The organism is Kitasatospora sp. NPDC003701 (genome assembly GCF_053587085.1).
Map to the genome: position 1 here is coordinate 164870 of NZ_JBSFNM010000012.1, position 22181 is coordinate 187050.

The 22181-nt window shown below is 74.6% G+C and carries 18 protein-coding genes and 2 tRNA genes; 11 read left to right on the plus strand and 9 right to left on the minus strand.

Features of this window, described 5'->3' with window-relative positions:
• Positions 1–8: 8 nt before the first annotated feature.
• The 4 genes from ACWDRR_RS14605 to ACWDRR_RS14620 all read left to right on the plus strand — a co-directional run bounded on the left by ACWDRR_RS14605 (position 9) and on the right by ACWDRR_RS14620 (position 5796).
• A complete protein-coding gene (locus tag ACWDRR_RS14605) occupies positions 9–1454 on the plus strand; it encodes a dihydrolipoamide acetyltransferase family protein (protein WP_449772513.1) in 1446 nt (481 codons plus the stop codon).
• Between the two features lie 227 nt (positions 1455–1681).
• On the plus strand, positions 1682–2914 hold the full coding sequence (locus ACWDRR_RS14610; RefSeq protein WP_449772514.1) for a benzoate/H(+) symporter BenE family transporter: 1233 nt from the start codon (positions 1682–1684) through the stop codon (positions 2912–2914).
• Positions 2915–3098: 184 nt separating this feature from the next.
• The gene (locus tag ACWDRR_RS14615; RefSeq protein ID WP_449772515.1) at positions 3099–4331 is read left to right on the plus strand and encodes a M64 family metallopeptidase; all 1233 of its coding nucleotides are present in this window, start codon (positions 3099–3101) and stop codon (positions 4329–4331) included.
• A 73-nt stretch (positions 4332–4404) separates the two neighbouring features.
• Positions 4405–5796, plus strand: coding sequence for an MFS transporter (locus tag ACWDRR_RS14620; protein WP_449772516.1), 1392 nt, complete (start codon positions 4405–4407; stop codon positions 5794–5796).
• A gap of 54 nt (positions 5797–5850) precedes the next feature.
• Here ACWDRR_RS14620 and ACWDRR_RS14625 read toward each other — a convergent pair whose 3' ends face one another.
• On the minus strand, positions 5851–6672 hold the full coding sequence (locus tag ACWDRR_RS14625; RefSeq protein WP_449772517.1) for a maleylpyruvate isomerase family mycothiol-dependent enzyme: 822 nt from the start codon (positions 6670–6672) through the stop codon (positions 5851–5853).
• Between the two features lie 172 nt (positions 6673–6844).
• Between ACWDRR_RS14625 and ACWDRR_RS14630 the strand changes: the two genes are divergently transcribed.
• From ACWDRR_RS14630 to ACWDRR_RS14640, 3 genes are all read left to right on the plus strand, one after another.
• A complete protein-coding gene (locus ACWDRR_RS14630; RefSeq protein WP_449772518.1) occupies positions 6845–7642 on the plus strand; it encodes a carbon-nitrogen family hydrolase in 798 nt (265 codons plus the stop codon).
• Between the two features lie 158 nt (positions 7643–7800).
• A complete protein-coding gene (locus tag ACWDRR_RS14635) occupies positions 7801–8874 on the plus strand; it encodes a GntR family transcriptional regulator (protein ID WP_449772519.1) in 1074 nt (357 codons plus the stop codon).
• Between the two features lie 114 nt (positions 8875–8988).
• Positions 8989–9636 carry a hypothetical protein gene (locus ACWDRR_RS14640; RefSeq protein ID WP_380572634.1) on the plus strand — a complete coding sequence of 216 codons (648 nt, stop codon included), beginning with the start codon at positions 8989–8991 and terminating at the stop codon, positions 9634–9636.
• A 95-nt stretch (positions 9637–9731) separates the two neighbouring features.
• Here the strand turns inward: ACWDRR_RS14640 and ACWDRR_RS14645 are convergent, their stop codons facing one another.
• The gene (locus tag ACWDRR_RS14645) at positions 9732–10517 is read right to left on the minus strand and encodes an SLATT domain-containing protein (protein WP_449772520.1); all 786 of its coding nucleotides are present in this window, start codon (positions 10515–10517) and stop codon (positions 9732–9734) included.
• 462 nt (positions 10518–10979) lie between these two features.
• Here ACWDRR_RS14645 and purD point away from each other — a divergent pair, with 462 nt between their 5' ends.
• The 4 genes from purD to ACWDRR_RS14665 all read left to right on the plus strand — a co-directional run bounded on the left by purD (position 10980) and on the right by ACWDRR_RS14665 (position 17139).
• The gene (purD, locus tag ACWDRR_RS14650) at positions 10980–12230 is read left to right on the plus strand and encodes a phosphoribosylamine--glycine ligase (protein ID WP_449772521.1); all 1251 of its coding nucleotides are present in this window, start codon (positions 10980–10982) and stop codon (positions 12228–12230) included.
• 564 nt (positions 12231–12794) lie between these two features.
• On the plus strand, positions 12795–14369 hold the full coding sequence (locus ACWDRR_RS14655; protein ID WP_449772522.1) for a hypothetical protein: 1575 nt from the start codon (positions 12795–12797) through the stop codon (positions 14367–14369).
• A 222-nt stretch (positions 14370–14591) separates the two neighbouring features.
• Positions 14592–16133 carry a N,N-dimethylformamidase beta subunit family domain-containing protein gene (locus ACWDRR_RS14660; protein ID WP_449772523.1) on the plus strand — a complete coding sequence of 514 codons (1542 nt, stop codon included), beginning with the start codon at positions 14592–14594 and terminating at the stop codon, positions 16131–16133.
• 106 nt (positions 16134–16239) lie between these two features.
• The gene (locus ACWDRR_RS14665; RefSeq protein ID WP_449772524.1) at positions 16240–17139 is read left to right on the plus strand and encodes a phosphoribosylaminoimidazolesuccinocarboxamide synthase; all 900 of its coding nucleotides are present in this window, start codon (positions 16240–16242) and stop codon (positions 17137–17139) included.
• A 46-nt stretch (positions 17140–17185) separates the two neighbouring features.
• On the opposite strand, the gene ACWDRR_RS14670 is transcribed toward ACWDRR_RS14665, so the two are convergent.
• From ACWDRR_RS14670 to ACWDRR_RS14700, 7 genes are all read right to left on the minus strand, one after another.
• Positions 17186–17806, minus strand: a complete 621-nt coding sequence (locus tag ACWDRR_RS14670) for a response regulator (RefSeq protein ID WP_449772525.1) — start codon at positions 17804–17806, stop codon at positions 17186–17188.
• A 67-nt stretch (positions 17807–17873) separates the two neighbouring features.
• Entirely contained in the window at positions 17874–19103 is a 1230-nt protein-coding gene (locus ACWDRR_RS14675; RefSeq protein WP_449772526.1) for a sensor histidine kinase, read from the minus strand.
• Positions 19104–19225: 122 nt separating this feature from the next.
• Entirely contained in the window at positions 19226–20074 is an 849-nt protein-coding gene (locus ACWDRR_RS14680) for an ABC transporter permease (protein WP_449772527.1), read from the minus strand.
• Positions 20071–21075, minus strand: coding sequence for an ABC transporter ATP-binding protein (locus tag ACWDRR_RS14685; RefSeq protein ID WP_449772528.1), 1005 nt, complete (start codon positions 21073–21075; stop codon positions 20071–20073). Before ACWDRR_RS14685 ends, ACWDRR_RS14680 begins: the two co-directional genes overlap by 4 nt.
• A 256-nt stretch (positions 21076–21331) precedes the next feature.
• Positions 21332–21407 (minus strand) — tRNA-Gly (locus tag ACWDRR_RS14690).
• Positions 21408–21447: 40 nt separating this feature from the next.
• Positions 21448–21520 (minus strand) — tRNA-Gly (locus ACWDRR_RS14695).
• A 130-nt stretch (positions 21521–21650) separates the two neighbouring features.
• Complete coding sequence (locus ACWDRR_RS14700) at positions 21651–21968, minus strand: histone-like nucleoid-structuring protein Lsr2 (RefSeq protein WP_238860361.1); 318 nt, start codon at positions 21966–21968, stop codon at positions 21651–21653.
• Positions 21969–22181 lie beyond the last annotated feature (213 nt).

Here is a 22181-nt window from a genome sequence, read left to right on the forward strand (position 1 = left end):
GAGCGAAGATGACCACCGAAGTTCGCTCGCTCCGCGAGTTCAAGATGCCCGACGTGGGCGAGGGCCTCACCGAGGCCGAGATCCTCAGCTGGTACGTCAAGCCCGGCGACACCGTGACGGACGGCCAGGTCGTCTGCGAGGTGGAGACCGCCAAGGCCGCCGTGGAGCTGCCGATCCCGTTCAACGGGGTCGTCGAGCAGCTGTTCTTCCCGGAGGGCGCGACGGTCGACGTCGGCACCGTGATCATCTCGGTCGCGGTGGCGGGGGAGGCGGGTGCCGCCGCTCCGGCCGCGGCCGCGCCGGTGGCCCCGGTGGCCCCGGTGGCCGCTCCCGCCGAGGCCGAGCCCGCACGCCGCGAGGTGTTGGTCGGCTACGGCCCGCGCACCGGTGGCACCCAGCGCCGGGCCCGCCGGACGACCACGACCACCGTGGTCGCCACGCCGGCGGCCGTTCCCGCGCCGGCCCCGGCCGCCGCACCGGCTCCCGTCGCCGCCGCACCGGTGGTGCCGGTGGTACCGGAACAGCCCACCGGTGACCGGCCGTTGGCCAAGCCGCCGGTGCGCAAGCTCGCCAAGGACCTCGGGGTCGACCTGCGGGCCGTCACGCCGACCGGCCCGGACGGCGTGGTCACCCGCGAGGACGTGCACGCGCACGCCGCCGCGACGGCCGTCGTCGCGGCGCCCGCGGTGGAGCCGGCCGAGGTGGCCGTGGCAGCCCCCGCGGAGCCGGTGGTGGTGGCGACGGCCGGTACCGGGGACGTCCGGGTGCCGATCAAGGGCGTCCGCAAGGCGACCGCGCAGGCGATGGTGGCCTCGGCCTTCACCGCCCCGCACGTCACCGAGTTCGTCCAGGTCGACGTCACCCGCACGATGAAGTTCGTCCGCCGGCTCAAGGAGAGCGGCGAGCTGGGCCGGGACGTCCGGGTCAGCCCGCTGCTGCTGGTCGCCAAGGCGCTGCTGACCGCGATCAAGCGGCACCCCGAGATCAACGCCCAGTGGGACGAGGCGGCCCAGGAGATCGTCATCAGGGGCCAGGTGAACCTCGGCATCGCCGCGGCCACCCCGCGCGGCCTGATCGTCCCCAACATCAAGGACGCGGGCGGCAAGACCCTGTCGGGCCTGGCGGTCTCGCTCGGCGAGCTGATCGACACCGCCCGCCTGGGCAAGACCTCGCCGGCCGACATGCAGGGCGGCACCGTCACCATCACCAACGTCGGCGTCTTCGGCGTCGACACCGGCACCCCGATCCTCAACCCGGGCGAGGCCGCGATCCTCGCCTTCGGCGCGGTCCGGGAGCTGCCGTGGGTGCACAAGGGCAAGGTGGTGCCGCGCCAGGTCACCACGCTGGCCCTCTCCTTCGACCACCGCCTGGTGGACGGCGAACTGGGCTCCAAGGTGCTGGCCGACGTCGCCGCGCTGCTGGAGCGCCCCAAGCGCCTGATCACCTGGGGCTGACCGGCCGGAACGGAGGAAGGGGCCCTGCTCCGCACCACTGGTGCGGAGCAGGGCCCCTTCGGTTCTCCGAGGTGCCGGGCGGTCGTCCCCCCGGCTGCGCCGGTCCCGCTCTCCGTGCCTTCCTTCCTGCAGCCGTGCGTCCCCGCCGGGGGTTGCAGGTGGGTTCGGAGGTTCTCGGGATTCTTCGAACGGCCCGACAGCGGGGGCCGCTCCGCGATACTGCCGCCATGGCAGAGGAGCTGATAACCCGTTCGGTGGAGCGTCCGACCGACCCCGAGGAGCGCCGCTCGCTTCGGCGGGACGCCTCCCTCCCCGCCCTGCTGGCCGGGCTGGTGTGCATCGTGGTCTCGTTCTCCGGGCCGCTGGTGGTGGTGCTCGCGGCGGCCTCGGCGGGGCGGCTGGACGCGGCGCACACCGCCTCCTGGATCTGGGCGGTGGCCATCGGCAGCGGGCTCACCGGCCTGCTGCTCAGCTGGTGGACCAGAACGCCGGTGATCACGGCCTGGTCCACCCCGGGCGCCGCGCTGCTGGTCACCAGCCTCGGCGCGTACCCCTACCGGGAGGCGGTCGGCGCCTTCCTGGTGAGCGGGGTGCTGGTGGCGCTGTTCGGTGTCACCGGACTGTTCGGGCGGCTGATCGCCGCGATCCCGGCCGGGATCGTCAACGCGATGCTGGCGGGCATCCTGTTCTCCTTCGGGGCCGGCATCTTCGGCGCCGTCCACGGCGCGCCCGCCCTGGTGCTCGGCAGCTTCGGGGCCTTCCTGCTGGCCAAGCGGCTGGCGCCGCGGTACGCCGTGCCGGTCGCGCTGCTGGTCGGCGGGGTGCTGGCGGCCGTCACCGTCGGGTTGCCGGTGCACCTCGGGGCGGGCGGCCCGACCAGGCCGGTGTTCACCGTGCCGGCCTTCTCCGGGCCCGCCATGGTGGGTCTGGCGCTGCCGCTCACCATCGTGGCGCTGGCCTCGCAGAACGCACCCGGGCTGGGCGTGATGCGGGCCTTCGGCTACCGGCCGGACGACCGGCTGCTGATCGGGGCCACCGGCGGGGTCTCCGTCCTGCTGGCGCCGTTCGGCGCGCCGGGGGTGAACCTGGCCGCGATCACCGCGGCCATCTGCGCCGGGCCGGAGAGCCACCCCGACCCACGGCGCCGCTATGTCGCCGGGATGTCGGCGGGCCTGCTCTACCTGCTGGTGGGCAGCTTCGGCGGGCTGCTGGTGAGCCTGTTCACCGGTCTGCCGAAGGAGCTGATCGCGGTGATCGCCGGGGTCGCCCTGCTGGCCTCGCTCCAGGGCAGCCTGGCCGCGGCCGTCGCCGACGAGCACGGCCGGGACGCGGCGGTGGTGACCTTCCTGGCCAGTGCCTCCGGGATGAGCCTGCTCGGGATCGGCTCGGCGTTCTGGGGCCTGCTGCTCGGCCTCGTCACCCACCTGGTGCTCCGGGTCCGGCCGGGGCGGCGCGGCTGAGGTCACGGGCGCCAGGAATCATCCACCTGATCGGACTCATAGGTATGACCGGGGTGATCCGGGTCGTTCGGCCAGGTCGGTGACTTTTTCGCCGGACGGTGGGGGTGACGCACCGGGCCGGGTACGTCTTCGCGTCCACCACCCGGGCGACGCCGGGTGACCGGATCCCCGAGGACGCACCCGTATGCCGCCTGGCAACCCTGGCCGTCTCGTCCGGAGTCTGGCCGCGCTCGTGCTGGTGTCCACCGCCGTACTGCCGGCCGCCCTGGAGCTGGTCGGTCCTTCGCCGTTCGGTGTGATCGGGCCAGGTGCCCCCGCCGACCGGGCGGTGCCGCCCCACACCGTCCAGCGGGCCGACCTCCGCGCGGCCGGCACCGCCCCCACCGTCGACATAAGGCGGACCGGGGATCCGGCCAACCGGATCACCCTGGTGCTGCTCGGCGACGGCTACCGCGCCGACGAGCAGGAGCTCTTCCGCGAGCAGGCCGACCGGGCCTGGCGCGCGCTGATGGAGATCGAGCCGTTCCGCAGCTACCAGGGGTTCTTCAACATAAGGCGGGTCGAAGTGGTCTCGTCGGACTCCGGCATCGCCGAGAGCGAGAGCCGGGGCCGCAACCCCGGGACCCCGCTCGGCATGCACTTCTGGTGCGAGGGCACCGCCCGGCTGCTCTGCGCCGACGAGGCCGCCACCGAGCGCTACGCCGGCCAGGGCGAGGGCCCGCAGTACCTGATCGCGCTGGCCAACTCCAGCGAGTACGGCGGCGCCGGCGGCACCGGGGTGACCACCCTGGCCGGCGGCAGCCCGGACGCCGGGCGGATCATCCAGCACGAGATAGGGCACACCGTGGGCGACCTCGGCGACGAGTACGACAGCGCGCCGGACGACGCCGACTACCCCAACCTCTCCACCGAGAACGCCGACGACATGCGCCGCAAGCAGACCAAGTGGTGGCGCTGGCTCGGTGCGGAGTCCCCGGACGGGGGCGGCACGGTCGGGGCGTACCGCAGCGCCAACGGGATCTACCGGCCGACCCAGGACTCGGTGATGCGCACCCTCGGCGGCGCCTACAACCTGCCCTCGCGGGAGGCGATCATCGAGGAGATCTACCGCCGGATCCGGCCGACCGACACCCCCGTGCCCGCCCCGGGCGAGGTGACCGGCCGCCCCCGGCTGGAGGTCCGGCCGCTGCCCCTGGCGGGCACCCGACGGCTGCAGGTGGACTGGAAGGTGGACGGCGCCCCGGTGGAGCCGCAGGCGGCGGACCGCAGCTGGCTCGACACCGCCGCACTGAACCTGCTCCCCGGGCAGAGCGCCACCGTCACGGCCACCGTCCGGGACACCACCGACTGGGTCCGTGACGAGGCCTTCCGCGACCGGTACATGACCAGGTCGGTCTCCTGGACGGTCACCGGCTGAGGTGATTCGTGTCCGATCCTCCCGTCACCCCGGGCTGAGGGTCGAATGATGGGATGACTAATCTGGGCACACTATGTCCGTGGAGCCCGCCAGTTCAGCCCGCCCCCTGTCCGTCCCCGCTCCCCGATCCACCGCCGAGCCGGCGCCACCGGCGGCCCCCGCGCCCCCGGTGGCCCCCGCGGTCGCGCCGCCGCCCGGCGGTCGCGCCGCCTGGCTGGCCTGGTCCATCGGCGTCAGCGTGTACATCCTCGCGGTGATCCACCGGACCAGCCTGGGGGTGGCCGGGCTGGACGCCGCCGACCGCTTCGCGATCGGTGCCTCCGCGCTCTCCACCTTCTCGATCCTCCAGGTGCTGGTCTACGCGGCGATGCAGATACCGGTGGGCCTGCTGGTCGACCGCTTCGGCCCGCGCCGGGTGCTGCTGCTCGGCGTCCTGCTGCTCAGCGCCGGGCAGCTCGCCTTCGCCTTCTCCTCCTCCTTCGCCCCCGCGCTGGCCTCCCGGGCGGTCCTGGGCTGCGGTGACGCGATGACCTTCATCAGCGTGCTGCGGATCGCCGCACGCTGGTTCCCGGCCGCGAAGAACCCGTTCGTCGCCCAGCTGACCGGCCTCGCCGGGATGGGCGGCAACCTGGTCACCACCGTCGTCCTCGCCGACGCCCTGCACCGCGAGGGCTGGACCCCGACCTTCACCGCGATCGCCCTGCTCGGGGTCGCCGTCTTCGCCCTGGTGGCGCTCTTCCTGCGGGAGGCCCCGGCGGGCGCGCCGGTGTCCGCGGTGCCCGGGCCCGCGGCGCCGCGGCCCGGCGTGCGCCGACAGGTCCGGCAGGCGTGGTCCGAACCCGGCACCAGGCTCGGACTCTGGGTGCACTTCACCACGCAGTTCCCCGGCAACGCCTTCGGCCTGCTCTGGGGCCTGCCCTACCTGGTGGAGGCCCAGGGCATGTCGCGCACCGGGGCGGGCGGGCTGCTCACCCTGCTGGTGCTCGCCAACATGTCCTTCGGCTTCGTCTTCGGCCGGGTGCTCTCCCGCACCGCCCGGGCCCGGATGCCGATCGTGCTCACCGTCATCGCCGCCACCGGGCTCGGCTGGGCGCTCGTGCTGGCCTGGCCGGGCGGACACCCGCCGGCCTGGCTGCTGATCGGGATCATCCTGGTGATGGGCAGCAACGGCCCGGCCTCGCTGGTCGGCCTGGACTACGCCCGCGCGCGCAATCCCGTGGAGCGGCTCGGCACGGCCTCCGGGATCGTCAACATGGGCGGCTTCATCGGCACGATGATCACCCTGTTCGGCATCGGCGTCCTCCTGGACGCCCTCACCCCGGCCGGCACCGGCACCTACTCCGCGGACGCCTTCCGCTGGGCCTTCTGCTGGCTCTACGTGCCGCTGGCGGCGGGCACCCTGATGATCCTGCGGCTGCGGCGGAAGGTCGCCGAGCGGGAGCGGGACGCGGCGGCCGCGGCCTGACCGGCGGCCCGCCCGCCGGCCGGAGCACCGGGCCCGGCCGGCGGGCCGGACGGGTCAGGCCGTGATGGAGAAGTTGGCCAGCACCCGCGAGGCCAGCTCCCGGTCGCCCTCGACGGTGACCGGGCCGGGGCGGCCGCGGCCGCAGGCGAGCCGGACGTACGTCTCCCAGTCCATCGTGAGCTGGACGTCGGGGGCGAGGCTGATCGACTCGTCGACGGTGCCGCGGCCGGCGGCGTCGACCCGGACGGTGCGCAGGAACTCCACCGGGCCCGTGACGTCCACCACCAGGGTCGTCCCGGCCGGGGCGCCGGCCCGGTGGGCGACCGCCTTGGGCAGGGCCTCCAGCAGGACGTCGCGGGAGAGCAGCGCGGCCGGGGAGGCCAGGTTGCCCGGCACGGCGAGGGCCCGGCGGAGGTCCTGCTCGTGCACCCAGACGTCGAAGGCCCTGAAGCGCAGCAGCTCGTGGTACGGCAGGTCGCGGCTGAGCGGCCCGCCCGGGAAGCGGACCGGCTCGGCCGGGGTCTGCTTGGCGTTCCGCAGCGCGCGCGAGCGGCGGATGATCGTGTACTCCAGTTCGCCGGTCATCTCCAGCGCGGTGTGGCAGCGGCGCTTGTCGACCGGCAGCTCGATGTAGCGGGCGAACTCGGTGGTCACGTGGCGCAGATCACGGGGGAGCGAGTGGATCGGGCGCGGGTCGCCGAGCAGCTCGGACTCGACGGCGATGACGTGCGAGACGACGTCCCGGACGGACCAGCCGGGGCACTCGGTGGCCCGGTTCCAGGAGCCCTCCGGGAGGGGGGCGACCAGCTCCGATATCGATTCGATGGACTGCGTCCACGCCTCGGTGTAAGCCTGCACGGTCTGGTTGTCCGTCACGGGAATCTCCGGCCCTCCGTCAGCTGCCTTGCCGCGCGCGCCCTGGTTCGGGGTCGGACGGGAAAGTCCGGCTTCCGGGCACACACGCTAACCGCACGTTACGCTGCCGGGTGAGAACAGGGCAGCGCTTTCGGGTGACGATCGTAGGACTCTTGCCGTGGACGGTGGTACTGTGCGCGCTTCATTGATCCAACTCGCGGTCTCCGACGCCGAGCCGCCCGCCGAGCGGCGGGCCCGGGCGGCGGCCCTGGTCCGCGCCCAGCAGGGGGCCGACCTGGTCGTCCTCCCCGAGCTGTGGCCGCTGGGCGGCTTCGCCTACGACCTCTGGTCGGACGGCGCCGAGTCGCTGGACGGGCCGACCTCCGACACGATGGCCGCCGCCGCGAAGGCGGCCGGCGTCTGGTTGCACGCCGGTTCGATCGTCGAGCGCGATCCGGACGGGCCGATCTACAACACCTCGCTGCTGTTCGCCCCGGACGGCGAGCTGGTGCACACCTACCGCAAGATCCACCGCTTCGGCTTCGACAGCGGCGAGGCGGTGGTGATGGGCGCCGGGCAGGAGATCGTCACCGCCGCCACCGACTTCGCCACGCTCGGCCTGGCGACCTGCTACGACCTGCGGTTCCCGGAGCTGTTCCGGGCGCTGCTGGACGCGGGCGCGCAGCTGCTGGTGGTCCCGGCGGCCTGGCCGGCGCGGCGGCGCGAGCACTGGACGCTGCTGAGCCGGGCCCGCGCGGTCGAGGAGCAGGCCTACGTGCTGGCCTGCAACACCGCCGGGACGCACGGCGGGGTCGAACAGGCCGGCCACAGCATCGTGGTGGACCCGTGGGGCCGGGTGCTGGCCGAGGCGGGTGCGGGGGAGGAGGTGCTGACCGTGGAGTTCGACCCGGCCGAGGTGGCCAAGGCCCGCGCCGAGTTCCCGGTCCACCGGGACCGGCTGCTGGGCATCCCGGCCCCCGTCCAGCGGTGACACCCGGGGGCGGGTGAGCGTGGCTTTCCGGGGCATACGGGAGGCTTGTACGGGACGGCGGCATTTTTGAGAAGATGAGCCTTCGTCGTGTTACCAGCCGTTCTTCAGCCGGCCTGTCCCGAGGCAGACCGTCGAGCCTGCCCGAGGAGGTCGCGCGCATGTCCGGCACCGGCGCAGGCGACACCAGCCCCGTGATCCAGCGCAACAGCCTGCGCGAGCAGATCGCCGGCGCGCTGCGCGAGGAGATGATGGCCGGCCGGCTGGCAGCCGGCCGCAACTTCACCGTCAAGGAGATCGCCGAGCTGTACGGCGTCTCCGCGACCCCGGCCCGCGAGGCGCTGGTGGACCTGGGCGCCCAGGGGCTGCTCCGGGCCGAGCACCACCGCGGTTTCACCGTGCCCGAGTTCGGCTGGGCCGACTTCCTGGAGATCTTCGAGTCCCGGGTGCTGCTCACCGACAGCTGCTTCCGCCAGCTCGCCGTGCGCGCCGCGGTGCCGGACGCCGGCCGGCTGCCCTCGCTGCGCCGCCGGGCGGACGCCGCGGTCCGGGCCGTCCGGGCGGGGAACCTCGACGTGATGGTGGGCTGCGACCGCCGGTTCTGGCAGGAGGTCGCCGGACTGCTCGGCAACCGCCGGATCGGCGACTACCTGGACTGGCTCCGGGTGCAGTCCTGGATGTTCGCCGCGCCCTACCTGCGGGCGATGCCGATGCTCGGCGGGGTCTGCTGGGACCGCCACATCGAGCTGGTCGAGGCTATCGAGGAGCAGGACCTCGCGGGCGCGCACCGGATCGTCTGCGAGTACAACCTGTTCACCGTGCGGGTGCTGGCCGGGCTGACCGGGGAGCCGGTGGAGTCGGTGGGCGTGCTGCCGCTGCTGGCCGCCGGGCTCGAACCGGCGCCCGCGCCCGCGCCGTCCGCCGCTCCGGGCGGTCCGCCGGCGTCGGAGGGCGCCCCGGCGTCCCCGGGCTCCGCGGCGGCGGGCGGCCCCCGGGCGGGGGAGCCCGGGGACGGCCCGGCCCGCCGGGCGGAGCCGCTCCGGGGGCCGGAGGCCGGCCGCGGCCGGGAACGGGAGCTGGGCCGGGAGCTCGGCCGCGAGCTGGGCCTCGGCCTCGGTCTGGTGCCGCAGCCGCGCACGGCGGCGTACGGGCGCTTCGGCCGCCGGTCGGCCGACCCGTCGGCCGGCCAACTGCCGGAGGGGCGGCCCGACCCGCACCGCGCGCCGGGCCGGTAGGGTGGGCGGTCGTCGTCCCGGGCGGTCCCTGTACCGACCGTCCGGACACCGACCCGCCCATCCGTCGTCCGCCCGCGCGGGCGACCCCGCCGTCCGGAGAGGAAGAGCCGGCCCATGGCCTGCGACCTCTGGCTCGTCCCGCTCGTGGACGTGCTGAGCCACAGCCCCGACAACCCCTTCCGGGACGATCTCGCGCTCTACAACGCCGTGTTGACCGCGCACGGGCTGCCCGAGGTACCGGTCTACCAGTACGTCCCCGGGATAAGCGGGGCGGTCGAGCCGATAGCCGCCTTCGACTACGACTCGCTGCACTTCCTGCGCCGCGCGTACCTGCTGGGCCTCACGGGTCTGGACATCACGCCGGTGGACGCGCTCGGGGGCGACTACGAGCAGCTGCTGGAGATGTTCGAGAGCAGCGCGGAACACTCGCACCTGGTCTGGCACTTCGACCACGCCGGGGCGTACGTGCCGATCGAGTTCGCGGTGCCGCTGGTGGACGACGCGCTGCTCGCCTCCGGCGGCCCGCTGGGCTCCAGCCACGGGCTGCTGCGCGAACTGCAGGCCGTCGCCCCGGCGCTGGGCATCGACCCGCTCAACCCGCCGGACCCGACCAGGCCGCTCGGCCCGACCGGTCTGGAGCAGCCGTTCGGCCCGCCGCTGGACGACCTGCACCCCTTCGCCCGGGAGCGGCACGCCTGGGCGGGCCTGTACGCGGCGGCCACCCGCAGCCTCACCCAGGGCTCGATGATCGTCTTCGCCTGAGCCCTGAGCCCTGAGCCCTGAGCCCTGAGCCCTGGGAGCCCCGAGCCTCCGCTCGCGGGCTCGCTCACACGCACGCCCGCCCGCCCGGGGCCCGGCTACCGCAGCGGGCCCTCCGGCGGCCGCTGGCGCGGCATGGTGGGCCGGGTGCCCGGCGGCGGCAGGATCCGCACCTGGGCGCCGACGCCCGACTCGCTGCGGCCGCCCCAGCTGCCGGAGGCCTGGGTGGGCAGCTGGGTCATGCCCGCCCGGAACTCCAGCATCCACTCCGAGGTCTCGGTGCGGACCATGTCCGAGACGTCCTCGCAGAACCGCCGCAGCACCCCGAGGCAGCGCTCGGCCGCCTCGCCCGCGGTGCCCTCGGTGGGGCCGAGCACCTCCCGCACGCACTCCGACGCCCAGTCGAACTGGAAGGCCTCCAGGCGGCGTTGCAGCGCCTGCGCGGTGGAGACGTCCCGCATCCAGCCGGAGGTCAGCCCGAACGCCCGGTCCGCGCCGTAGCAGGCCGCCGCGAGGGCCAGGCCGACGTAGCCCCAGCTGGTCGCGTTGGCCACGGTGCCGGTCAGGTCCACCAGCGGGGCGGTGACGCCGCCGACCGCGAAGCCGGCCGTGCCGAACCTCAGCAGCCGGGCCCAGCGGCGCTTCCAGACCCGGTCCCGGCGGTACCAGTCGATCGCCTCCACCGCCCGCTCCTCGGACCAGCGGTAGAGCTCCTCCAGCCGCTCGGCGGGCTCGCCCCAGTCCCCGAGGGGGAACTGGCGGGCGCTCAGATCGGCCCGTCGGCGGGTGGACGCCCGGGGCGCGACTGCGGCGACGGGCTGGTCCTCCTCGCCGATCTCCTTGCCCCAGGCACTCTCCTCGGGCTGCATTTCCGGCTGGCTCACCTGTGGGGCTCCCTGTGGCGGGCGGACTGCTGGGTCTGACATCGCGTCCTCCTGACAAGTCATCGACCTGACGGGCCGTGAAACGCCGGACGACGGATCGGAACACACGGCGCCCCCGGGCGAGTGTGGGTGCCCCGGGGCGGCGTACCGGCCGGTGGGCCGGTGGTTGTCCATCAGCACTTCTTACCGCCAAATGGCTGACCATGGGGCCGCTTCGCCAATGATCGTTACCGGATTCGACCACCGGATGCCGAGGTGAGCGGGTTGCGGCGGGCGGCGAGATTTCACCCGTCCGAGCGAGGCTCCGGTGACCCGCTGTCCTGACCCGGACACCCGGGGCACACCACCCGGCCCCCGGCTTGGAGGATCCTCCGACACCGGGCGCGTACGGACGGTTCCGCCTGGAGCTTCCGACGGGACCGGAGGGCGGCGCGAACCGGCCACCGACTACCCTTGCCAACCGTGAAGGTCCTCGTCATCGGCGGCGGCGCCCGCGAACACGCCCTGTGCCGCTCTCTGTCCCAAGATTCCGCCGTCACCGAGCTGCACTGCGCCCCGGGCAACGCCGGGATCGCGCAGGTGGCGACGGTCCACCCCGTCGACCAGCTGGACGGTGCGCAGGTCGCTGCGCTCGCCCGGCGGCTCGACGCCGACCTGGTCGTGGTCGGCCCGGAGGCCCCGCTGGTCGCGGGCGTCTCCGACGCCGTGCGCGCGGCCGGCATCCCGGTCTTCGGACCGTCCGGCAAGGCCGCCCGGCTGGAGGGCTCCAAGGCGTTCGCCAAGGACGTCATGGCCGCCGCCGGGGTGCCCACCGCCCGCTCCTACGTCTGCACCACCCCCGCCGAGGCCGCGGAGGCGCTGGACGCCTTCGGCGCGCCGTACGTGGTCAAGGACGACGGCCTGGCGGCCGGCAAGGGCGTCGTGGTCACCTCCGACCGCGAGGCCGCGCTGGCCCACGCCGCCTCCTGCGAGCGCGTGGTCATCGAGGAGTACCTCGACGGCCCCGAGGTCTCGCTGTTCGCGATCACCGACGGCACCACCGTGCTCCCGCTCCAGCCGGCGCAGGACTTCAAGCGCGCGCTGGACGGCGACGAGGGCCCGAACACCGGCGGCATGGGTGCCTACTCGCCCCTGCCGTGGGCCCCCGAGGGCCTGGTCGAGGAGGTCCTGGAGACCGTCCTGCAGCCCACCGTGGACGAGCTGCGCCGCCGGGGCACCGAGTTCTCCGGCCTGCTCTACGCGGGCCTGGCGCTGACCTCGCGCGGCACCCGGGTGATCGAGTTCAACGCCCGCTTCGGCGACCCGGAGACCCAGGTCGTGCTGGCCCGGCTGCGCACCCCGCTGGCGGCCGTCCTGCACGCCTCCGCCACCGGCGCGCTGGACCAGCTGGAGCCGCTGCGCTGGGACGACGGCGCCGCCGTCACCGTGGTGATCGCCTCCGAGGGGTACCCGGCGGCGCCGCGCACCGGCGACGTGATCGAGGGCCTGGCGGACGCCGAGGCCGCCGACGGCACCGCGTTCGTGCTGCACGCGGGGACCAGGGCGGACGAGGACGGCCGGGTGCTCAGCGCCGGCGGCCGGGTCCTCTCCGTCACCGCCACCGGCACCGACCTCGCCGAGGCGCGCGGCCGGGCGTACGAGGCGGTGGGCCGGATCGGCCTCAAGGGCGGCCAGCACCGCACCGACATCGCGCTCAAGGCCGCCGCGGGGTAACCGGGCGAGCGAGCCGGCGACCGGTCGAACGCGAAGCGGCTCCGGGGCGCTGCGTCCGAGGGAAACAACTCCCATGGACGCAGCGCCCCGCGGCGTTTCCGGGGTGGGTGCCACGAGAGCGGTTCCGGGGGCCTGCGCACCGTTCGGCGGCCGGAATCCAGCCCATCGAGTGACAGCGGCCGCATCCGGCTGACGCAGCCGGTTGCCCGGCCTTATGGTGCGCTGGTCCGCAGCGCCGTGGGCCGTGCCGCTCGCGGCCGCGCCGGGTAGCGGCGGTCGCGCGGGGGGATGCTGGACGGCGTCCGGCCGGACCGGCACGCCCGGGCCGCTTCGCACGGCACCCGGCACGGTCGTCCGGAATTCGGGCACCGTCACCGGGACGAGTGGAAACCGGGGCGATCCGGAACACCCACCCGGACAAGGGCGTCAAGAATGTCAGAAGCGCCACGCAGCATGTACTACCGGGATCGGACGCCGCCGTTTCCCGGTCGGAACTGATCGTTCGAGTCGGCTCAGGGCCCCGTCGCCGGGCGTCCGAGGGCTGCGAAGGGGGTGCCGCACCGTATGGCCGCTGTCGACACCGCGCGCGCTCACGCCCAAGCGGTTCTGCGGGTCCGGGGGCTCGCCCTGGCCGCCGCCGTACTGCCCGCCGCCGCCGCGGTGGTCCTGCTCGCCGGCCGGTTCACCGGCCGGCTCGGTGCGCCCGGCGCCCCCGACGCCGCCGGCTGGGACGCCGTCCGCTGGGTGGTCTGCGCGGTGGCGGTCGCCACCCTGCTGGTCGCCGGCCTGGCCGCCCGGGCCCACCGCCGGGCCGTCCCGCCGCAGACCCCGGTCGTCCCGCTCGACCGGGCCCAGGCGCCCGAGCTGTACCGGCTGATCGAGGAGCTGGCCGACCGGCTGGAGGTCCCCGCGCCCTCCGCGATCGCCCTCACCCCGGACTGCGACAGCTGGCTGGAGGACGTCCCGCCGGCCCGGCCCGCCGGCCCGCGCCGCGCGCCGGGCCGGGCGCCGGAGCCGCCCGCGCCGGTCCTGGTGATCGGCTCGCCGTTCCTCTGGTGGATGCGCGCCGGCGAGCTGCGCGCGCTGCTCGCCCCGGTGGTGGCCGGTACGGCGGCCGCCGCCGACCCGGACATCGCCGCCGCCCGCCGCTTCCTGCGCGGTCTGGACGCCAGCCTGGACGCCACCCCCGTCCCCGGCGTGGTCGGCGCCCCCGCGCCCGCCGCACCGCGGGCCGGCCGCCGCGGCCCGGCCGCGCTGACCGACCGGATCACCCGCCGGCTGCTCGGCGCCTGCCGGGCGCACTCCGCCGAGCTGGAGCGGGCCGTCGCCGGCTGGGCCTCCGAGCAGGCCCGGGCGGTCGACTACGGCCTGCGGATCGCCGCCCAGGAGCAGGTCGGCCTGGCCTACGCCGGCTGGGACCGGCTGCTCACCCGGGTCGCGCTGCCCGCCTGGCGGATCGGCCGGCACCCCGCGCACCTGAACGCCGGGGTGGTCGCCGCGCTCACCGAGCTGTCCCGGCGCGACCGGCTGGCCGACGGCTACAGCAGCCGCCTCGGCGACCGCCCCGCCTGCGACCTGCTGGAGGAGCCGGGCACGGTGGACGAGGCGGTCTCGCTGCTCGCCGCCGAGCTGTTCTTCGGCCGGCCCGCCTCCGGGGCCTGGCGCGAGGTGGAGTGGGCCGACTACCCGGCCGAGGTGGTGGACGCCGGCTGGCGGGCCCGCGCCGGCGCGCTGCAGTCCGCACTGGACCGGCTCGCCCCGCAGGCCCGCCCCGGCGCCCCGACGGTGACCAGGCTGCTGGGCCGGCTCGCCGAGGGCGGCGGCGAGCAGCTGGCCGCCGCGCTCACCGCCCAGCTGGTCCGGACCACGGCCCCCGCCCCGCTGCTGGAACCCGTCCGCACCGGGCGGGACCTCCTGGTCGACCACGTCACCGCGATGGTCTGCTGCGCCGCCGTCGACACCGCCGGGGCCACCCCGGGCCTGGACTGGCTGGACGGCCCGGTGCTGCTGATCGGCGGGGTGCGCCGGACCGATCTGGCCGAGCCGGTCGCCCAGGCCGTCGAGCAGGGCCAGGACGGCCCGCTGCGGGCCTGGCTGGACGCGGCCGACGTCCGGCTGGAGAAGCCGGTCCGGCTCTGAGGCCGCGGAGGGCGCTCGGTGCCGGGGCTCGCGCCCCCGGGCCGGTCGCCGGCGGCGGGTCTTCGCAGGCCGGAGCCCCTCTCGGCGCCGGGCCGGAAGATTCTCAGACACCAGTTGCTACCGTAGGGTGACGCAGCGCCAGCACTCTGTGGTGTATTTGACCGCACGCACATCCGGGAGGCACATGCCAACCGGCAGAGGGTGCATCTGTGGGAGGGGCGCGTGGGGACGGAACTCAACCGCCGCTGGGAGTCCGGAACGCACGCGTACAGCGTCTCCGACCCCTTCGGCCAGGGCCCGCTGCCCTGGCTGCGCAGCCCGGACCAGTACCTGGCGGGAGCCGAGGGCGCCGTCCCCTGGTACGTCTCGGTGGACGCGCCGGGTCAGCAGCCGCCGGCCGGCGGCGCCAGACCCAAGCCACCGGTCGGCACCCCGCAGGGCGCCAACGACGTGGTGCAGCAGATCAAGGGCTTCGCCTCGGCGGGCGTGGTCCGCCCCGGCGGCTCGGTGGACTTCCGGGTCACCGTCAACCCGCCCCGCGAGTTCACCGTCGCCGTCTACCGGATCGGCCACTACAGCGGCGACGGCGCCCACCACATGACGTCCAGTCCGCTGATCGCCGGGCTGGCCCAGCCGGCCCCGCTGGTGGCCGGGCGGACGGTCTCCTGCCACCACTGGTGGCACTCCTGGCGGCTGCAGATCCCCACCCACTGGCGGCCCGGCGCCTACGTCGCCGTGCTGACCACCGCCGACATGCTGCACCGCAGCCACATCCCCTTCACGGTGCGGGACTTCGAGGACCAGGCGCACGCGGCCGAGCTGCTCCTGGTGATCCCGGACGTGACCTGGCAGGCGTACAACCTGTTCCCCGAGGACGGCCGCAGCGGCGCCAGCCTCTACCACGCCTGGGACGACCAGGGCCGGCTGGTCGGCGAGCAGGAGGCGGCCGTCACCGTCTCCTTCGACCGCCCGCACGCCACCGCCGGGCTGCCGCTGCACGTCGGCCACGCCTACGACTTCATCCGCTGGGCCGAGCGCTACGGCTACGACCTCTCCTACGCCACCGCGACCGATCTGCACGCCGGTCTGGTCGACCCGGCCCGGCACCGGGCGCTGATCTTCCCCGGCCACGACGAGTACTGGTCCGAGCCGATGCGCCGCACGGTCGAGCGGGCCCGCGACGGCGGCACCTCGCTGGTCTTCCTCTCCGCCAACACCATGTACTGGCGGGTCGAGCTGAGCCCCGCGCCGTCCGGCGAGCCCAACCGGCTGCTCAACTGCCGCAAGCGGCAGAAGGTCGAGCCCGGCAGCCCGGCCACCGGGGCGGCCGGCGCGGCCAGCGCGCTCTGGCGGGACGCCGGCGAACCGGAGCAGCACCTGCTCGGCCTGCAGTACTCCGGCCGGGTCGCCTCCCCCGTCCCGCTGGTCGCCCGGCACACCGCGCACTGGCTCTGGGACGGCACCGGCGTCCAGGAGGGCGACGAGCTGCCCGGGCTGGTCGCCGGCGAGGCCGACCGCTACTACCCCAAGGTGGCGCTGCCCCAGCACACCGAGCGGGTGCTGCTCGCGCACTCCCCGTACCGGGACCTCGCCGGCCGCACCCGGTACCAGGAGACCTCGCTGTACCGGGCGCCGAGCGGCGCGTACGTCTTCGCCGCCGGGACGTTCGCGTGGTCGCCGGCGCTGGACCGGCCCGGCCTCACCGACGAGCGGATCCAGCGGGCCACCGCCAACCTGCTGGATCGCCTCTGCAAGAACGGCTGAGACCGCCCGGGCACGGTCCGGACGGGCGCGCATGACAGACTCGGGTCCACTGACCTCCCCTTTCGCGCCCCACGCCCGCGAACGACCCCTGAGGACTGAGACGACCTTGAGCGGATTTGTCACCAAGCCCGAGCCGGTCCAGGTGCCCGGCCTGGTCCACCTGCACACCGGCAAGGTGCGCGACCTCTACCGCGCCGAGTCGGGTGACCTCGTGATGGTCGCCAGCGACCGCATGTCGGCGCACGACTGGGTGCTGCCCAACGAGATCCCCGACAAGGGCCGCGTCCTCACCCAGCTCTCGCTGTGGTGGTTCGAGCGGATCGCCGACATCGTGCCCAACCACGTGATCTCCACCGAGGTCCCGGCCGGTGCCCCCGCCGACTGGAAGGGCCGCACGCTGGTCTGCCGCAGCCTGGAGATGGTCCCGGTCGAGTGCGTGGCCCGCGGCTACCTGGCCGGCTCCGGACTGACGGAGTACGAGGCCGACCGCACGGTCTGCGGCATCGCCCTGCCCGAGGGCCTGGTGAACAGCTCCGAGCTGCCCGCCCCGATCTACACCCCCGCGCTCAAGGCCGAGGTCGGCGAGCACGACGAGAACGTCTCCTACGAGGAGACCGCCCGCCGGATCGGCGCGGAGCTCGCCTCCCAGCTGCGCCGCACCACCCTCGACGTCTACGCCCGGGCCCGGGACATCGCCCGGGCGCGCGGCATCATCCTGGCCGACACCAAGTTCGAGTTCGGCCTGGCCGACGGCGAGCTGGTGATCGGCGACGAGGTGCTCACCCCGGACTCCTCCCGCTTCTGGCCCGCCGACGACTGGCAGCCCGGCCGCTCGCAGCCGTCCTTCGACAAGCAGCTCATCCGCGACTGGCTGGTCTCCCCGGCCTCCGGCTGGGACCGCTTCAGCGAGCTGCCGCCGCCGGAGCTGCCGGCCGAGGTCGTCGAGCAGACCAGGGCCAAGTACATCGAGGTGTACGAGCGGCTGACCGGTCTCGCCTGGGCCTGAGCCGTCGACCGCCCGCGAGCACGGCGGGATCCCGGACCGGGAGGTCTCAGATCCAGCCGTGCTCGCGGGCGATCCGCACCGCCGCGTGGCGGTTCTCGGCGCCCAGCTTGCCGGCGGCCGAGGAGAGGTAGTTGCGGACCGTGCCCGGCGAGAGCGCCGCGCGCTCGGCGATCTCGGCGATCGAGGTGCCGTCGGCGGCCAACTCCAGGACGTCCGTCTCGCGCGGGGTCAGCGGGGTCTCGCCCGCGCTGATCGCGTCCGCCGCCAGCTCCGGGTCCACGTAGCGGCCGCCCGCGCGCACCGTGCGGATGATCCCGGCGAGGTCCGCCGCGGAGACGGTCTTCGGCAGGAAGCCGCGCACGCCGACCTCCAGCGCCCGCTTCAGGTAGCCCGGGCGGCCGTGGCCGGTGACGATCATGGACCGGCACTCCGGCAGCAGCCGGCGCAGCTCGGTGGCCACCTCGATGCCGTCCAGCCCGGGCATCTGGAGGTCCAGCACCGCGATGTCCGGGCGGTGCGCCTGCGCCATCGCCAGCGCCTCCGGGCCGGAGGCGGCCTGGGCGACCACGGTGATGTCCTCCTCCAGGGAGAGCAGCGCGGCCAGCGCCCCCCGGATCAGGTGCTCGTCGTCCGCGAGCAGGACGCGCACGGGGGCGGTGTCGGTCATCGGGGCCTTCTTCCGGGCGGGAGCGGTGGTCGGGGGCGGGCCGGAGCGGCGGCGGTGGCGGCGGGCGTCAGAGCGGGACGCTGGCGAGCATCCGGAACCGGCCCGGCCCGGCGTCCGGGACGGTCAGTTCGCCGTCGTGGGCGGCGAGGCGCTCGCGCAGCCCGCGCAGCCCCGTCCCGCTGCCCCGGGACGGGATCGGCACGGCCGGTACCCCGTCATTCTCCAGCTCCAGCACCGCCCGGCCGTCCTCGCGCCGCAGCCGGATCGAGCAGTGGCCGGCCTCGCTGTGGCGCAGCACGTTGGTGGTGGCCTCGCGGATCACCCAGCCGAGCACCGACTGCACCGGCAGCGGCAGTCGGTCGGCCTCCTCGCCCAGGTCGATCTCGCAGGCCACGTCGGCGGAGCGCAGCACGGCACGGGCGCCGATCGCCTCGGCGTGCAGGTCCGCCGTGCGGTAACCGCGGACGACGTCCCGGACTTCGCGCTGGGACTCCTGGGCGATCTGCTGCACCTCGGTCATCTGGTCGGCGGCCTCCGGCCGCCCCCGGCGGGCCAGCTGCACCGCGAGCTCGCTCTTCAGCGCGATGGTGGTGAGGTTGCGACCCATCACGTCGTGCAGGTCCCGGGAGAACCGCAGCCGTTCCTCGGCCACCGCGAGCCTGGCCTGGGCCTCGCGGGCGGTGTCCAGCTCCCAGACCACGGACTGCAGCCAGGCGAAGCTGCGGCAGCTGAAGCCGACGAAGGTGAGCGCGACCAGGTTGCCGACCAGCAGACCGGCCGTGGTCGGGGCGTCGATCCCGGCCAGCAGGGCCGCGGGGGCGATCAGGAGCTGGGCGCCCACCCCGCCGAGGCAGGCCCAGCGCACCGGCAGGCCCACGCTCACCGGGCAGAAGGCGGCGGCCAGCAGGGAGGAGACGACCACGACGGTGAACGGCGGTGTCCCCGGGCTGTCCGGGCCGCCGTCGGCCGGGCCGAGCAGCAGCACGGCCCAGGAGCCGGCCACCGTCACGACGCCCAGGGCGGCGAGCCAGCGCAGGTGGTCGGTGGGCCGCTTCAGGTAGTGGTCGAGCGAGGTGCGCAGGGCGCGGAGGGTCAGCAGCGTGACGGCCAGGCCGACGACCAGGCAGACCTGGGCGGTGCCCCGGCCGTCGTCCCGGCCGGCGGGGGCGGCGATGGCCAGCATGATCAACGGGAGCATGACCAGCGGGACGAGGTACAGCGACCAGCGGAGGTAGAGCTCGGTGCGCTGGGGCTTGCTGTACCCCTTCCAGCGCCGCCTCGGTGTCAGGACGGCCATCTCTTCCGCTCCCCCTTCGATCATGATCGTGCTGCGCTCTTCCTATCAGGTGGCGAACGGCCGGGCGGCGGGCGGTCGGGTGGGGGAGCGGTCGGGCGGGGGAGCGGGCGTCCGGCGCGCGGTCAGCGGCGGGGCTCCCAGCGGAAGTAGCGGACGGCGCCCCAGGCGGCCAGGGCGAGCCAGACCGTTCCGGTGACCAGGTGCGGGGCGGCGGTGGCCCAGGTGCCGGCGAAGCCGGTGGCGGCGGCGGAGCCGTCGGTGCCGAACCAGCCGAGGCGGATCAGCTGGAAGGCCGGGGTGGTGGGCAGCAGCCGGCAGACGTCGGCCATGCCGTCGGGCATGACCTCCAGCGGGACGAACAGGCCGGAGCCGAACTGGGAGAGCAGCAGGACCGGCATGGTGGTGATGCCGGCGCTCTCGACCGTCCTGGTGAAGGCGCTGGAGACGGCGGCCAGCGCCATCAGGGTGCCGATCGCCAGGACCAGCCCGGCGGCCATCAGCAGCGGGTTCACCGGTGCGCTGAGGTCCAGGGCGACGGCGCCGCCGACGGCGACCACCAGGCACATCAGCAGGGCCAGACCGACCGAGGGCACCGCCGTCCCGGCCAGGATCTCGACGTCCCGGGCCTCTCCGGTGCGCAGCCGCTTGAGCACCAGCTCGCCGCGGCGGGCCACGTACGCGGCGGTCAGGTTGTAGTAGACGACGAAGGCCAGCACCATCCCGACCGCCCCGTTGACCAGCAGCGAGTCGATGTCGAGGCCGGGGTTGTTCTCGGCCTGCTGCTCCAGCACGCCCTTCAGTCCGCCGATCAGCAGCAGCGGCAGCAGCAGGGCGGTGAACAGTGCGGTCCGGTTGCGCAGCAGCAGGGTGGCCTCGGCCCGGCCGAGGGCGAGCAGCCGGCGGACGGTGGTGCTCTGCGGGCCGGCGGTGTTCTGCGGGCCGGCGGCGGTGCGGACGGTGGCGGTGGTCATCGGGAGAGTCCCATCAGGCGGCGGCGGGCGGTGGGAGCGGCGGGGGCGTCGGTCTGCGGCCGGTGTGCGGCCTCGGAGGCGATGGCGAGGAACGCCTCCTCCAGCGAGGCACTGCGGGCGTCGAGGGCGCCGAGCGCGATGCCGTGCCGGGCGGCCCAGCCGAGCAGGTCGGTGAGGGTGGCCTGGAGCTGCCCGGTCTGCACGGTGATCCTCCGGCCGTCCGCGACCAGGGTGGCCCCGGCCAGCGGCGGGAGGGAGGCTCCGGTGAACTCGGGGAGCTCGAAGGTGATCCGGGAGGGGCGGCCGGCGATGACCTCGGCCACGGTGCCGGCGGTGACGATCAGGCCGCGGTGCATGATGGCCAGCCGGTCGGCCAGCTCCTCGGCCTCCTCCAGGTAGTGCGTGGTGAGCAGCACCGTGGTGCCCTGGGCGCGCAGTTCGCGGACCAGGCGCCAGACGGCGGCGCGCGCCTCGGGGTCGAGACCGGTGCTGGGCTCGTCCAGGAAGAGCACCTCGGGGCGGCCGAGCAGGGCCATCGCGAGGTCGAGCCGGCGGCGCTCGCCGCCGGAGAGCTGCTTGACCCGCACGCCCCGGCGGTCGGCGAGGCCGACCAGCTCCAGCGCCTCCTCCACCGGGCGGGCGCCGCTGGTCATCCCGGCCCAGCTGCGGCCGGTCTCGGCGACGGTGAGGTCGCCGGGGAAGCCGCCCTCCTGGAGCATGATGCCGATCCGGGGGCGCAGGGCGGCGCGCTCGCGGTAGGGGTCGTGACCGAGGACGCGGACCGTACCGGTGGTGGGGGCCGCGAGGCCCTCGATCAGCTCCATGGTGGAGGTCTTGCCGGCGCCGTTGGTGCCGAGCAGCGCGAAGAGCTCGCCGCGGCCGACGGTCAGGTCGACACCGCGCACCGCGTGGTGGCCGGTGGCACCGGCGCCGTAGTGGCGGTGGAGGTCGGTGACCTCGATCACGTGATCGCTCGCGGTGTGCGGCTTGCTCGTTTCCATGGCTCAAGCCTTCCGCCGCCCGGGCGCCGCGGGCAGTGCGCGCCCTCATGAGAACGGGGTGCGGATCCACGGGTCGGCGGTGACAAATGTCATCGGCCGGCGCCGGCGGGGAAAGCGCCGGCCAAGCCGTGGGCAAGCCCGGGGCAAGCCGTGGGGACGGCCGTGGAGATGGCCGTGGAGATGGCCGGGAGACGGCCGCGGCGGGGAACTGCGGGGAATGCCGAAGGGCCCCCTCGATCGAGGGGGCCCTTCGCACTGGAGCGGACGACGAGATTCGAACTCGCGACCCTCACCTTGGCAAGGTGATGCTCTACCAACTGAGCCACGTCCGCAGGATGGAACTATTGAGTTGTGCTGTGCTCGCACACTGCGAGCGGACGACGAGATTCGAACTCGCGACCCTCACCTTGGCAAGGTGATGCTCTACCAACTGAGCCACGTCCGCACGGTGCCTGGTGGGGCACCGGCCGCCTCTTCGGATCTCTCCGTTGCGGCGACGAGGAATACTCTACCCCATCGATCGGGGTGGTCGCCCCACCCTTTCGGGGCAGGTGGGACGACCGGGTCCGGCGGGGTCAGTTCGCCTCGGCGAACGCCTCGTAGACGTGCTTGGGGATGCGCCCCCGGGCGGGCAGCTCCATGCCGCGCGACTGGGCCCAGGCGCGCACGGCGGCCGGGTCCGGGGTGAGCGCGGTGCGGCGGAAGGACTTACCGGTACGGCTCTGGCGGCGGCCGGCCGCGACGAACGGAGCGAGGGCCTCCCGCAGCTTTTCCGCGTTGTCCAGGGACAGGTCGATCTCGTACGACTTCCCGTCGACGCCGAAGTGGACGGTTTCTGCGGCGGCGCCGCCGTCCAGGTCGTCGGAGAGCGTGACAACTACACGCTGAGCCATGGGTGTCAATCCTCTCGGGCAATTCGGCCGAGGGGCGCGGGGTGCGCTCCCGTGGCCTGATCTGCACTACTCGCGCAAGCGCATACGGGCAGGCCCGATGGCGTGCCGGATACGCAGCACTTGCCGCGGCAGGTGGCCCTATTCTGCACCCGAAGCGGGTCGAAATCGAAGAGTCCGGCTTTCTTTTCCGTATATTCACGTGTCTTCGGCGGG

What these genes read in the sequence shown, in the direction of transcription:
- ACWDRR_RS14605 (WP_449772513.1), top strand. Translation starts at nt 9, where the DNA reads ATGACCACCGAAGTTCGCTCGCTCCGCGAGTTCAAGATGCCCGACGTG.
- ACWDRR_RS14610 (WP_449772514.1), top strand. Translation starts at nt 1,682, where the DNA reads ATGGCAGAGGAGCTGATAACCCGTTCGGTGGAGCGTCCGACCGACCCC.
- ACWDRR_RS14615 (WP_449772515.1), top strand. Translation starts at nt 3,099, where the DNA reads ATGCCGCCTGGCAACCCTGGCCGTCTCGTCCGGAGTCTGGCCGCGCTC.
- ACWDRR_RS14620 (WP_449772516.1), top strand. Translation starts at nt 4,405, where the DNA reads ATGTCCGTGGAGCCCGCCAGTTCAGCCCGCCCCCTGTCCGTCCCCGCT.
- ACWDRR_RS14635 (WP_449772519.1), top strand. Translation starts at nt 7,801, where the DNA reads ATGTCCGGCACCGGCGCAGGCGACACCAGCCCCGTGATCCAGCGCAAC.
- ACWDRR_RS14640 (WP_380572634.1), top strand. Translation starts at nt 8,989, where the DNA reads ATGGCCTGCGACCTCTGGCTCGTCCCGCTCGTGGACGTGCTGAGCCAC.
- ACWDRR_RS14655 (WP_449772522.1), top strand. Translation starts at nt 12,795, where the DNA reads ATGGCCGCTGTCGACACCGCGCGCGCTCACGCCCAAGCGGTTCTGCGG.
- ACWDRR_RS14670 (WP_449772525.1), bottom strand. Translation starts at nt 17,806, where the DNA reads ATGACCGACACCGCCCCCGTGCGCGTCCTGCTCGCGGACGACGAGCAC.
- ACWDRR_RS14675 (WP_449772526.1), bottom strand. Translation starts at nt 19,103, where the DNA reads ATGGCCGTCCTGACACCGAGGCGGCGCTGGAAGGGGTACAGCAAGCCC.
- ACWDRR_RS14680 (WP_449772527.1), bottom strand. Translation starts at nt 20,074, where the DNA reads ATGACCACCGCCACCGTCCGCACCGCCGCCGGCCCGCAGAACACCGCC.
- ACWDRR_RS14685 (WP_449772528.1), bottom strand. Translation starts at nt 21,075, where the DNA reads ATGGAAACGAGCAAGCCGCACACCGCGAGCGATCACGTGATCGAGGTC.
- ACWDRR_RS14700 (WP_238860361.1), bottom strand. Translation starts at nt 21,968, where the DNA reads ATGGCTCAGCGTGTAGTTGTCACGCTCTCCGACGACCTGGACGGCGGC.